Annotated in this window: 9 protein-coding genes; 4 read left to right on the forward strand and 5 right to left on the reverse strand. The window is 67.2% G+C overall.

Annotation, left to right across the window (positions count from 1 at the left end):
- On the reverse strand, window positions 1-1,024 hold a 1,024-nt coding region (locus FFS27_RS18965), incomplete at its 3' end, for a cbb3-type cytochrome c oxidase subunit I (RefSeq protein WP_137952146.1).
- Window positions 1,025-1,211: 187 nt separating this feature from the next.
- Between FFS27_RS18965 and FFS27_RS18970 the strand changes: the two genes are divergently transcribed.
- Window positions 1,212-1,844: an alpha/beta hydrolase family protein gene (locus FFS27_RS18970; RefSeq protein WP_023101370.1), complete on the forward strand. Its 633-nt coding sequence runs from the start codon at window positions 1,212-1,214 to the stop codon at window positions 1,842-1,844.
- Window positions 1,845-1,932: 88 nt separating this feature from the next.
- A complete protein-coding gene (cprA, locus tag FFS27_RS18975) occupies window positions 1,933-3,090 on the forward strand; it encodes a cationic peptide resistance protein CprA (RefSeq protein WP_016253601.1) in 1,158 nt (385 codons plus the stop codon).
- Window positions 3,091-3,127: 37 nt separating this feature from the next.
- On the opposite strand, the gene FFS27_RS18980 is transcribed toward cprA, so the two are convergent.
- Both FFS27_RS18980 and acnA read right to left on the reverse strand, forming a co-directional pair.
- A complete protein-coding gene (locus FFS27_RS18980; protein WP_003140182.1) occupies window positions 3,128-4,693 on the reverse strand; it encodes a methyl-accepting chemotaxis protein in 1,566 nt (521 codons plus the stop codon).
- A 372-nt stretch (window positions 4,694-5,065) separates the two neighbouring features.
- Window positions 5,066-7,798 carry an aconitate hydratase AcnA gene (gene acnA / locus FFS27_RS18985; RefSeq protein ID WP_021264558.1) on the reverse strand — a complete coding sequence of 911 codons (2,733 nt, stop codon included), beginning with the start codon at window positions 7,796-7,798 and terminating at the stop codon, window positions 5,066-5,068.
- A 326-nt stretch (window positions 7,799-8,124) separates the two neighbouring features.
- Between acnA and rlmM the strand changes: the two genes are divergently transcribed.
- Window positions 8,125-9,183 carry a 23S rRNA (cytidine(2498)-2'-O)-methyltransferase RlmM gene (gene rlmM / locus FFS27_RS18990; protein ID WP_021264559.1) on the forward strand — a complete coding sequence of 353 codons (1,059 nt, stop codon included), beginning with the start codon at window positions 8,125-8,127 and terminating at the stop codon, window positions 9,181-9,183.
- A gap of 84 nt (window positions 9,184-9,267) precedes the next feature.
- Window positions 9,268-9,507 (forward strand): sulfurtransferase TusA, encoded by a 240-nt coding sequence (gene tusA, locus FFS27_RS18995; RefSeq protein WP_021264560.1) that lies wholly within the window; start codon window positions 9,268-9,270, stop codon window positions 9,505-9,507.
- Window positions 9,508-9,538: 31 nt separating this feature from the next.
- On the opposite strand, the gene FFS27_RS19000 is transcribed toward tusA, so the two are convergent.
- On the reverse strand, window positions 9,539-10,849 hold the full coding sequence (locus FFS27_RS19000; protein WP_003132950.1) for an NAD(P)/FAD-dependent oxidoreductase: 1,311 nt from the start codon (window positions 10,847-10,849) through the stop codon (window positions 9,539-9,541).
- A 70-nt stretch (window positions 10,850-10,919) separates the two neighbouring features.
- A partial coding sequence (locus FFS27_RS19005) for a glutamine synthetase family protein (RefSeq protein ID WP_137952147.1) occupies window positions 10,920-12,086 on the reverse strand: 1,167 nt, incomplete at its 5' end.

Raw genomic sequence — 12,086 nt, forward strand, 5'->3', positions numbered from 1 at the left:
AGTCGGTGTAGTGGGAGAGGGCGTTGACGGTCTTGATCGCCATCATCGGGCCTTCGAAGGTGGACATGCCGTAGAACGCCAGGGACACCACCAGGAAGCGCAGGATCGGGTCGCTGCGCAGCTTATGCCAGGCGCCCGAGAGGGTCATCATGCCGTTGATCATGCCGCCCCAGCTCGGCGCCAGGAGGATCAGCGACATCACCATGCCCAGCGACTGCGCCCAGTCCGGCAGCGCGGTGTAGTGCAGGTGGTGCGGGCCGGCCCAGATGTACACCGCGATCAGCGCCCAGAAGTGGACGATGGACAGGCGGTAGGAATAGACCGGGCGCTCGGCCTGCTTGGGCACGAAGTAGTACATCATGCCGAGGAAGCCGGCGGTGAGGAAGAAGCCCACGGCGTTGTGCCCGTACCACCACTGGACCATGGCGTCGGTGGCGCCGGCGTACAGCGAGTAGGACTTGGTGAAGGTCACCGGCAGCTCGAGGTTGTTCACCACGTGGAGCATGGCGACGGTGAGGATGAACCCGCCGAAGAACCAGTTGCCCACATAGATGTGCTTGACCTTGCGCTTGACCAGGGTGCCGAAGAACACCACCGCGTAGGCGACCCAGACCACCGTGATCAGGATGTCGATCGGCCACTCCAGCTCGGCGTACTCCTTGGACGAGGTGTAGCCCAGCGGCAGGCTGATGGCGGCCAGCAGGATCACCAGTTGCCAGCCCCAGAAGGTGAAGGAGGCGAGGGTGTCGGAGAACAGTCGCACCTGGCAGGTGCGCTGCACCGCGTAGTAGCTGGTGGCGAACAGTGCGCAACCGCCGAAGGCGAAGATCACCGCGTTGGTGTGCAGCGGGCGCAGGCGGCCGAAGCTCGTCCACGGCAAGCCGAAGTTCAGGTCGGGCCATACCAGCTGGGCGGCGATCAGGACACCGACGGTCATGCCGACGATGCCCCAGACCACGGTCATGATGGCGAATTGGCGGACCACCTTGTAGTTATAGGCGGACTCTGGGTTAGTGGTGCTCATGCTATGGGCTTCCATCCACGGTTATACGCTATGGCTTTTTCCGGCAGTTGGGATGCCGGGCGTCCCCCCATTGGGGCTGGTCTAATTGGCGTAATTAGCGAGAGGAAGCATGGATAATGGGGCGTTATGAAATATTGATCGGGATCAATTGGCTTCCCGACCCCCACTGCATACGAGGTGTGGCAAGTTGTCGCTGAAATGGAACCGCCCGGCCGGCTCGCTGTCGGCCACCCTGATTCTCGCCCATGGCGCCGGGGCGCCGATGGACAGCCCGTTCATGGAGCGCATCGCCGAACTGCTCGCCGCCCAGGGCATCGCCGTCGCGCGCTTCGAGTTTCCCTACATGGCCCAGCGCCGCGAGGACGGCCGCAAGCGTCCGCCGAATCCGCAGGCGCAGTTGCTCGACTGCTGGCGGCGGGTCCATGCGCAGGTCCGCAAGACCCTGGACGGGCCCTTGGCCCTGGGCGGCAAGTCGATGGGCGGGCGCATGGCCAGCCTGCTGGCCGACGAGCTGGGCGCGGATGCCCTGGTCTGCCTCGGCTACCCGTTCTACGCCGCCGGCAAGCCGGAGAAGCCGCGGGTCGCGCACCTCGCCGGGCTGCGCACGCCGACCCTGATCGTCCAGGGCGAGCGCGATGCCCTGGGCAACCGCGAGGCGGTGGCGGGCTATGCGCTGGCGCCGACGATCCGCCTGCACTGGCTGGCCGCGGCGGACCACGACCTCAAGCCGCTGAAGGCCTCCGGCCTGACCCACGAGCAGCACCTGGCGGCAACGGCGCGGGAGGTGGCCGGCTTCCTTCGCGGGCTCCAGGGCCATTAACGGTTCCTTAAGGCATCCCCTCATAAGCTGCGGCGCAACCACCCTCGCATCGAGGCGTGGGCGACTGACTTCTCTGAGGGGGGAAGACATGAACATGCATGCCGACGGTGAGCAGATCACCGCTATCGATACCCGCGAACGCATCCTGCTGACGGGGGCCACCGGCTTTCTCGGCGGTTCGGTCGCCGCCCAGCTGATCGCCGCCGGGCACGGCGCCAACCTGTCCTTCCTGGTCCGCGCCGAATCCCGCCAGCAGGGGCTCGAACGCCTGCGCGGCAACCTGCTGATGCATGGCGTCGACGAAGCCGACTGCCTGGCACTGCGGGCGGAGCAGATCCTCTGCGGCGATTTCCTCGACACCTCCTGGCTGGCCCGCGAGACGCCGCGCCTGATGCAGGTGGAGCGGGTGATCAATTGCGCCGCCGTGGCGTCGTTCTCGAAGAACCCGACCATCTGGCCGGTCAACGTCGACGGCACTTTCGCCTTCGCCGACGTGCTGAGCCGTTCGAAGCGACTGAAGCGTTTCCTCCATGTCGGTACCGCGATGTGCTGCGGACCGCAGCGAGAGTCGCCGATCAGCGAGTCCTGGGAATTCCCGGCGGCGGAGCAGCAACTGGTGGACTACACCGCGTCCAAGGCGGAAATCGAGCGGCGCATGCGCCAGGAACTGCCGGACCTGCCCCTGGTGGTGGCGCGGCCATCCATCGTGGTGGGCCACCGTACCCTTGGCTGCCAGGCCTCCGGCAGCATCTTCTGGGTCTTCCGCATGGGCTTCGCCCTGGAAAGCTTCACCTGCGGCCTGGACGAGCAGATCGACGTGATTCCGGTCGACTACTGCGCCGAGGCGCTGATCGGCCTGGCGCTGAAGCCGTGCCTGGGGCACAGCCTCTATCATATCTCCGCCGGCCATCGCGCGGCCTGCACCTTCGGCGAGATCGACGAGGCCTTCGCCCGCGCCAACGGGGCGGCGCCGGTAGGCGAGCGCTACCGCAAGGTGGAGGTGGACGACCTCAAGGAACTGGCGAAGAGCTTCGAGTCGCGCATCGGCCCGGCCAATCCGCGTCTGGTCCTGCGCGCGTTGCGCTTGTACAGCGGCTTTGCCGACCTCAACTACCTGTTCGACAACAGCCGTCTGCTTGAGGAGGGGATCTCCGCGCCGCCGCGCTTCACCGACTACCTCGACGTCTGCGTGCAGTCGTCAAGCGCGGTGAGCATCCCGGCGCAGATGCAATGGGACTTCAAGTGACGGCAGGTGCGGGGAGCTTCCTCCCCGCGGCCTGATCTCAGCGGTTGAAGCGCTCGACCAGGGAATACTGGCTCTGCGCGGTAGTGGTCAGTTCCTCGCTCAGTTTCGCCGTGCGCAGCGCCTCGTCGGAGGTCTGCTCGGCCAGGGCGGCGATGGTGCTGATGTTGCGGTTGATTTCCTCGGCCACCGCGCTCTGTTCCTCCGCGGCGGCGGCGATCTGGGTGGTCATCTCGGTGATGTTGCTGACCGCCTCGCTGATGCCGACCAGCGCGCTGTCGGCTTCCAGCACCCGCTGGACCCCGGCTTCGGCCTGCTGCAGGCCGCTCTCCATGGTATGTACCGCATCGTTGGCGGTGTTCTGCAACTTGGCGATCAGATGGTGGATCTGCTCGGTGGAGGCCGCGGTGCGTTGCGCCAGCGAGCGCACTTCGTCGGCCACCACGGCGAAGCCGCGTCCCTGGTCGCCGGCCCGCGCCGCCTCGATGGCGGCGTTGAGGGCGAGCAGGTTGGTCTGGTCGGCGATGCCCTTGATCACATCGACCACGCCGCCGATCTCGTTGCTGTCCTGGGCCAGGCGACTCACCGCGGCCCCGGTCTCGCCCACCGACTCCGACAGGCGCTGGATGGCGTTGCGCGTCTCCGCGGCGATGTCGCGGCCGCGCGAGGTCAGTTCGTTGGCCTTCTGTGTGGCGTCGGCGGTCAACTGGACATTGTTCGCCACTTCCTGGGTGGTGGCGGCCATCTCGTTGACCGCGGTGGCCACCTGCTCGGTCTCTGCGCGCTGCTGTTCCAGACCGGCGGAGCTGTGGTGGGCCAGGGTGTCGGCCTGGCGCGCCTGTTCGGTGAGGTATTCGGCGGTGTCCTGCAGGCGCGTCAGGCAGGTCTTCAGACGCGCGTCCTGGCTGAGGATGGCCATTTCCAGGCGCGCCTGCTCGCCGCGGCTGTCGGTGTACATCTGCGCGATCAGCGGGTCGGAGGTGGTCTGTTCGGCGAGCCGCATCAGGCGCTTCAGCCCGCGCTTCTGCCAGCGCAGTCCGGCCAGGCCGAGCGGAACGGCGAGCAGGCCGGCGAGGATGAAGCCCCACCAGGAGTTCAGCCAGATACCGATGAGGAAGCCGATCTGGCTGATCAGGATGAACGGCAGCCAGTCGAGCAGTACCGGCAGCCAGCGGTCGCGCCGGGGGATCGCCGGCTTGCCGGCGCCGAGGCGACGGTAGAGGGCCTCGGCGCGCTGGATCTGTTCGGCGGTCGGCTTGACCCGCACCGACTCGTAGCCGACCACCGCGCCCTGGTCGTAGATCGGCGTGACATAGGCGCTGACCCAGTAGTGGTCGCCGTTCTTGCAGCGGTTCTTGACGATCCCCATCCACGGGCGGCCGGCTTTGAGGGTGGTCCACATGTGGGCGAACACCGCCGGCGGGACGTCGGGGTGACGGATCAGATTGTGCGGCGCGGACATCAGCTCCTCGCGACTGAAGCCGCTGATGTCGATGAAGGCTTCATTGCAGTAGGTAATGATGCCTTTGAGATTGGTGGTGGTGATCAGGCGTTGCTCCGCCGGATAGACGCGCTCGTGCTGGGTGATCGGTTGATTGTTGCGCATGGGCCTTCCAAAACAAGTGAAGCATTTACCTCTGCATCGGCGAAAACGCCTTTCACATGAGGGATTTGTGAATGCTTTCACGAGGAAAAACAGATAGCTATTGACCCAAAGCATGAGAACCGACCACGTGGTCGGATAGATGGCGGATTCGCTGATGGAGGTCAATACGTTACGGTTTCGTGTCATTCCCGGCGGCGCGCATGGGCTGGGGAGGGGCCTGGCGGATAAGCGCGAGGCGGCCATTCGCCGGTCCTGCGGGGTATCGGCGGATGACGCAGGGGCGGCGTTCGCCCTGCGAAGCGCCCGCCGCCCCGGGCGCCGGAATGAAAAAGGGGTGGCCGAAGCCACCCCTCCGCGCGTACCGCCGCTGCCTCAGAGCATGCTGCGCAGCACGTAGTGGAGGATGCCGCCGGCCTTGAAGTACTCGACCTCGTTGAGGGTGTCGATGCGGCAAAGGACCTTGAAGCTGTCCTGGCTGCCGTCCTCGCGGGTCACTTCCACGCTGAGCGGCATGTGCGGCTTGAGTTCGCCGCCGAGGCCGCGGATGTTCAGCACCTCCTTGCCGGTCAGCTTCAGGCTCTTGCGGTCCTGGCCGTTCTCGAACTGCAACGGCAGCACGCCCATGCCGACCAGGTTGGAGCGGTGGATGCGCTCGAAGCTCTCCGCGATCACCGCCTTCACGCCCAGCAGGTTGGTACCCTTGGCCGCCCAGTCGCGCGACGAGCCGGTGCCGTATTCCTTGCCGGCGACGATCACCAGCGGGGTGCCGTCCTCCTGGTAACGCATGGCCGCGTCGTAGATCGCCAGTTTCTCGCCACTGGGCACGTACAGGGTATTGCCGCCTTCCTCGCCGCCGAGCATCTCGTTCTTGATGCGGATGTTGGCGAAGGTGCCGCGCATCATCACCTCATGGTTGCCGCGACGGGAGCCGTAGGAGTTGAAGTCCTTCGGTTCCACGCCGTGCTCGCGCAGGTAGCGGCCGGCCGGGCTGTCGGCCTTGATGTTGCCGGCAGGGGAGATGTGGTCGGTGGTCACCGAGTCGCCCAGCACCGCCAGCACCCGCGCCTGCTCGACGTCGGCGATGGCCGGCGGCGCCTCGGCGATGTGTTCGAAGAAGGGTGGATGCTGGATGTAGGTGGAGTCGGCCTGCCACTCGTAGGTGTCCGACTGCGGCACCTGGATCGCCTGCCATTTCTCGTCGCCGGCGAAGACCTCGGCGTACTCCTTGTGGAACATCTCGGTGTCGACCTTCTGGATCGCCTCGGCGATTTCCTTCTGGCTCGGCCAGATGTCCTTCAGGTAGACCGGCTGGCCGTCCTTGCCGGTGCCCAGCGGTTCCTCGCTGAGGTTGATCCGCACGCTGCCGGCCAGGGCGTAGGCCACCACCAGCGGCGGCGAGGCCAGCCAGTTGGTCTTCACCAACGGGTGCACGCGGCCTTCGAAGTTACGGTTGCCGGAGAGTACCGAGGCGACGGTCAGGTCGGCCTGCTGGATGGCTTTCTCGATCGGCTCCAGCAGCGGCCCGGAGTTGCCGATGCAGGTGGTGCAGCCGTAGCCGACCAGGTCGAAGCCGAGCTCGTCGAGGTAGCGGGTCAGGCCGGCGGCCTTGAAGTAGTCGGTGACCACCTTGGAGCCCGGCGCCAGCGAACTCTTCACCCAGGGCTTGCGTTGCAGGCCTTTCTCCACTGCCTTCTTCGCCAGCAGGCCGGCGGCCATCATCACGCTGGGGTTGGAGGTGTTGGTGCAGGAGGTGATGGCGGCGATCACCACCGCGCCGTTCTTCAGGCGGTGGGTCTGGCCGTCGTGCTGGTAGTCGATCTCGCCGAAGGCGGCGTTGGCGCCGACCGCGGTGCCGCCGCCGCCCTCGCTGAGCAGGCGGCCTTCTTCGGTGCTGGAGGGATGCAGTTGCAGGCCGAGGAACTCGTTGAAGGCGCTGGCGACGTTCTGCAGGGCCACGCGGTCCTGCGGGCGCTTCGGTCCGGCCAGACTGGCCTCGACTTCGCCCATGTCCAGGTGCAGGGTGTCGGTGAACACCGGCTCGTGGCCCTTCTCGCGCCACAGGCCCTGTTCCTTGCTATAGGCCTCGACCAGCTTGACCGTGCTTTCCGGACGCCCGGAAAGGCGCAGGTAGCCGAGGGTGATCTCGTCCACCGGGAAGAAGCCGCAGGTGGCGCCGTATTCCGGGGCCATGTTGGCGATGGTGGCGCGGTCCGCCAGGGGCAGGTCGGCCAGGCCGTCGCCATAGAACTCGACGAATTTCCCCACCACGCCCTTCTTGCGCAGCATCTGCGTGACGGTCAGCACTAGGTCGGTGGCGGTGATGCCCTCGCGCAGCTTGCCGGTGAGCTTGAAGCCGATGACCTCGGGGATCAGCATCGATACCGGCTGGCCGAGCATGGCGGCTTCCGCCTCGATGCCGCCGACGCCCCAGCCGAGCACGCCGAGGCCGTTGATCATGGTGGTGTGGGAGTCGGTGCCGACCAGGGTGTCGGGGAAGGCGTAGGTCCTGCCATCCTCTTCCTTGGTCCAGACCGTGCGGCCCAGGTACTCCAGGTTGACCTGGTGGCAGATGCCGGTGCCCGGCGGTACCACGCTGAAATTGTCGAAGGCGTTCTGGCCCCAGCGCAGGAAGGCGTAGCGTTCGCCGTTGCGCTGCATCTCGATCTCAACGTTCTGTTCGAAGGCCGATTCGCTGGCGAACTTGTCGACCATCACCGAGTGGTCGATGACCAGGTCCACCGGCGACAGCGGGTTGATCTTCTGCGGGTCGCCGCCGGCCTTGGCCATGGCCGCGCGCATGGCGGCCAGGTCGACCACCGCGGGCACCCCGGTGAAGTCCTGCATCAGGACCCGCGCCGGGCGGTACTGGATCTCGCGGTCGGAGCGGCGCTCCCTGAGCCAGCCGGCGAGGGCCTTGAGGTCGTCGCCGGTGACGGTGCTGCCGTCCTCCCAGCGCAGGAGGTTTTCCAGCAGGACCTTCAGCGACATCGGCAGCTTGCCGAGATCGCCCAGGGTCCGGGCGGCTTCCGGGAGGCTGTAGTAGTGGTAGGTCTTGCCGTCCACAGCGAGACTGCGAAGGGTTTTCAGGCTGTCCAAAGCAGGCATTTCTGATTTCCTCACGGCGGGCCCGGGGGCGGCGGGCCTGGCCTCGTCCTGACGCCAGGCCCGTCGTCGAGCCGATAGTGCCTGGCTTCGCCCGGGACCCGCGGCGTCCGCGGACGCCAGGGTGCCGTTACCTCGGTAATGCGCGGTGGCCCGATCCCATCGGTACCGGCCGCTGGCGAGAGTCAGACTTTGGGATAGCGTTGTTCGAAACCTTCAAGCTAGACCGGCTCGAGGGCTCCTGCCATATACACTGGACCGACGAACGGTCGCTGCAGTTCCCTTGAGGCATGCCCGGCACTATAGTGCGCGGCCAAGGAGACAACCCCATGAATACCCTGTTGATGCACTGCCGGCCAGGCTTCGAAGGTGAAGTCTGCGCCGAAATCGCCGAGCATGCAGCCACTCTCGAGATTCCCGGCTACGCCAAGAGCAAGCCGGCCAGCGCCCACGTCGAGTTCGTCTGCCAGGACGCCGACGGCGCCGAGCGCCTGATGCGCCGCCTGCGTTTCGCCGACTTGATCTTCCCGCGCCAGTGGGCGCGCGGACCCGGCTTCATCGAATTGCCGGAAAGCCAGCGCATCGAGGTGCTGCTGGCGGAACTGGCGAGTTATCCGGTCTGCGGCAGCCTCTGGCTGGAGGTGCTGGACACCAATGCCGGCAAGGAGGTCTCGACCTTCTGCCGCAAGTTCGAGAAACCGCTGCGCGCGGCGCTGGTGAAGGCCGGGCGGTTGCAGGAGGACCCGGCGCTGCCGCGCCTGCTGCTGACCTTCCGCTCCGGCCGGGAAGTCTTCGTCGGCCTCGCCGAGCCGCGCAACAGCGCGCTCTGGCCGATGGGCATCCCGCGCCTGAAGTTTCCCCGCGAGGCGCCGAGCCGTTCGACGCTGAAGCTGGAGGAAGCCTGGCACCAGTTCATCCCGCGCAGCGAATGGGACAAGCGCCTGGCGCCGGACATGCTCGCCGTGGACCTCGGCGCGGCGCCGGGCGGCTGGACCTGGCAACTGGTGAACCGGGAGATGCGGGTGACCGCCGTGGACAACGGGCCGATGGCGGAGAACCTGATGTATTCCGGGCTGGTCGACCACCAGAAGGTCGACGGCTACCAGTACCGCCCGCGCCAGCGGGTCGACTGGATGGTCTGCGACATCGTCGAGAAGCCGGCACGCACCGGTGCGTTGATCGAGACCTGGATCGGCGAAGGGCTTTGCCGCGAGGCGGTGGTCAACCTCAAGCTGCCGATGAAGCAGCGCTACACCGAGGTGCGCAAGATCCTCCAGCGCCTGCGCGAGAGCTTCGACGCGCGCGGCCTGAAGGTAGCGATCGGCTGCAAGCAGCTGTATCACGACCGCGAGGAAGTGACCTGCCATCTACGCCGCCTCGAACGCTGAGGGGCGGCGGCATTCCGGCCGGGGACAGGTGACCGGCCGCGCCGCATGCGCGACAATGCGCGGATTCTGTTGCGGAGTTTCCCGATGACCCATTCTGTCGACGCCATTCTCGACGCCACCGGCCTGAACTGTCCCGAGCCGGTGATGATGCTGCACAACAAGGTCCGCGACCTGGCGCCCGGCGGCCTGCTCAAGGTGATCGCCACCGATCCCTCGACCCGCCGCGACATCCCCAAGTTCTGCGTGTTCCTCGGTCACGAGCTGGTCGAGCAGCAGGAAGAGGCGGGCACCTATCTCTACTGGATCCGCAAGAAGGCCGGCTAGGCCTTCCGCGGACCCCGCCATCCCACGCGCTTCAGCGCAGCTTCTCCATGAGCTGGTAGTACCACATCCCGGCGGCCAGCATCGGATTGCCGAAGAGGTCGCCCAGCGGCACCTTGAGGTGCTTGCAACGGGCGAAGGTGTCGAACTGCTCCAGGCTCCCGCTCATCGCCTTGGCCATGATCTCGCCCATGATGTGGCTGGTGGCCACGCCATGCCCCGAGTAGCCCTGGCAGTACCAGACGTTGTCGGAGAGCTTGCCGAGCTGGGGGATGCGGTTCATCACGATGCCCATGGCGCAACTCCACTGGAACTCGATCTCCACGCCCTTCAGGCGCGGGAAGGTGCGCTCGATGCATGGCCGCAGCTCGGCGGCGATGTCCCGCGAGTCGCGGCCCGAGTAGTTGGCGCCGCCGCCGAACAGCAGGCGGCCGTCGGCGGTGGGGCGGTAGTAATCGAGGACGAAGCGGCAATCGTAGACCGCCAGCCCCTGCGGGTTGATCTCCCGTGCCAGCTCGCCCAGCGGCCGGGTGGTGACGATTCCGCCCATGGCCGGGAAGATCATGCCCTTGAGCTGCCTGCGTTCGAGCTTGTGGTAGACATCGCCGGCAAGCAGGATCTGCTGCGCCTCGATCCTTCCCTCGCGGGTGATCACCGCCGGCCGCGGGCCGTGGACGATATCCAGGACCTCGGAATGTTCGAAGATCAGCGCGCCGAGGCCGGCCGCCGCCCTGGCCTCGCCGATGCACAGGTTGAGCGGGTGCAGGTGCATGTTGCGGGTGTTCTTCAGCGCGCCGCAGTACAGCTCGGTCTCCAGGTGGGCCTGGACGCCGGCCTTGTCCAGCAGGAGCACCTGGTCGCCCATGCCGCGGCGCACCGCCTCCTCGTAGGAGGCCTGCAGCTCGCCCATGTGGCTGGCCTTCATCGCCGCGTGCAGGTGGCCATGGCGGAGGTCGCAGGCGATGCCGTACTTCTCCACCCGCTGGCGGATGATCTCGTGGCCGCGCCAGCGCAGGTGCCAGATGAAGTCCTCGACCTCGGCGCCCAGCCACTGGCGCATCTGCTTGTGCATCGCCGCGTCGCCGGACAGGCTGCCGGTGACCTGGCCGCCGTTGCGCCCGCTGGCGCCCCAGCCGATGCGATGGGTCTCGACCAGGGCCACCTTGTAGCCACGCTCGGCCAGTTCGACCGCCGTGGCGACGCCGGTGAAGCCGCCGCCGATGATGGCGATGTCGACCGTCACCGCGCCCAGCAGGGTCGGATAGTCGGTTTCCTCGTTGAGCGTGGCGGCGTAGTAGGACGGCGCGCGTTCCGCGGCCGGACGGGGATGGATTGCTGCGTTCATCGGGTATTCCTTGTTCCAGTGCGGCGCGTCCTGCCGGCGCGCCGCCGTATGCGGGCGGGTCCGGGGTGGCTCAGGCCTGGGTCAGGTACCAGCGCCAGTCCTGCTCGCCGACCTCGCCCATGAATTGCCGGTATTCCGCGCACTTCACCGCCAGGTAGACGCCGAGGAACGGCTCGCCGAAGGCTTCCCGCGCCCACTCGGAGCCTTGCAGGGCGTCGAGGGCGGTCAGCCAGTCGGTGGGCAGGCGCTTGCCGGCCTGGGCGTAGCCATTGCCCTCCACCGGCGCGCCCGGATCGATGCCTTCGCGGATGCCGCGGTGGACCCCGGCGAGAAGCGCCGCGGCGGCCAGGTAGGGGTTGGCGTCGGCGCCGCAGATGCGGTGCTCGATATGCCGACTGGAGGCCGGGCCGCCCGGCACGCGCAGGCTCACGGTGCGGTTGTCGACGCCCCAGGTCTGCGCCAGCGGCGCGTAGCTGTTGGCCTGGAAGCGCCGGTAGGAGTTGGCGTTGGGACAGAACAGCAGGAGCGAGTCGAGCAGGCTGGCGAGCATGCCGCCGACCGCCTGGCGCAGCAACGGCGTGCCGGCGGGGTCGTCGCTGGCGAACAGGTTGTGGCCTTGTTCGTCGGCCAGGCTGACGTGCAGGTGCATGCCGGTGCCGGCCAGGTCGTCGAACGGCTTGGCCATGAAACAGGCGAGCATTCCGTGCTTGTGCGCGACGCCCTTGACCAGGCGCTTGTAGCGGATCGCCTGGTCCATGGCGGCGAGGGCGTCGCCGTGGTCGAGGGTGATTTCCACCTGGCCCGGGGCGTATTCCGAGATCGCTGTGCGTGCCGGCAGGCCCTGCGCCTTGCATGCGGCATAGAGGTCGGCGAGGAATGGCTCGATCTGCTCCAGTTCACGCAGGCCGTAGACCTGGGTCGCCCGCGGGCGGCCGCCATCGGCGTCGCGAGCCGGTTGCGGGCGGCCGTTGGCGTCGCGCTCACGGTCGAGCAGGTAGAACTCCAGCTCGGCGGCCATCACCGGGTGATAGCCCTCGCTCTTCAGCGCGTCGATGGTGCGCACCAGGAGGTGCCGCGGATCGGCGATGCTGGCGGGCAGGCCCTCGCTCGGGTGCATGCTGACCTGCACCGCCGCCGTCGGGATCTGCCGCCAGGGCAGGCGCACCAGGCTGCCGGACAGGGGGTAGGCGCGGCAGTCGATGTCGCCGACGTCCCAGACCAGGCCGGAGTCCTCGAC

The organism is Pseudomonas sp. 2VD (assembly GCF_005503585.1).
Classification (GTDB): Bacteria; Pseudomonadota; Gammaproteobacteria; order Pseudomonadales; family Pseudomonadaceae; genus Pseudomonas; species Pseudomonas aeruginosa.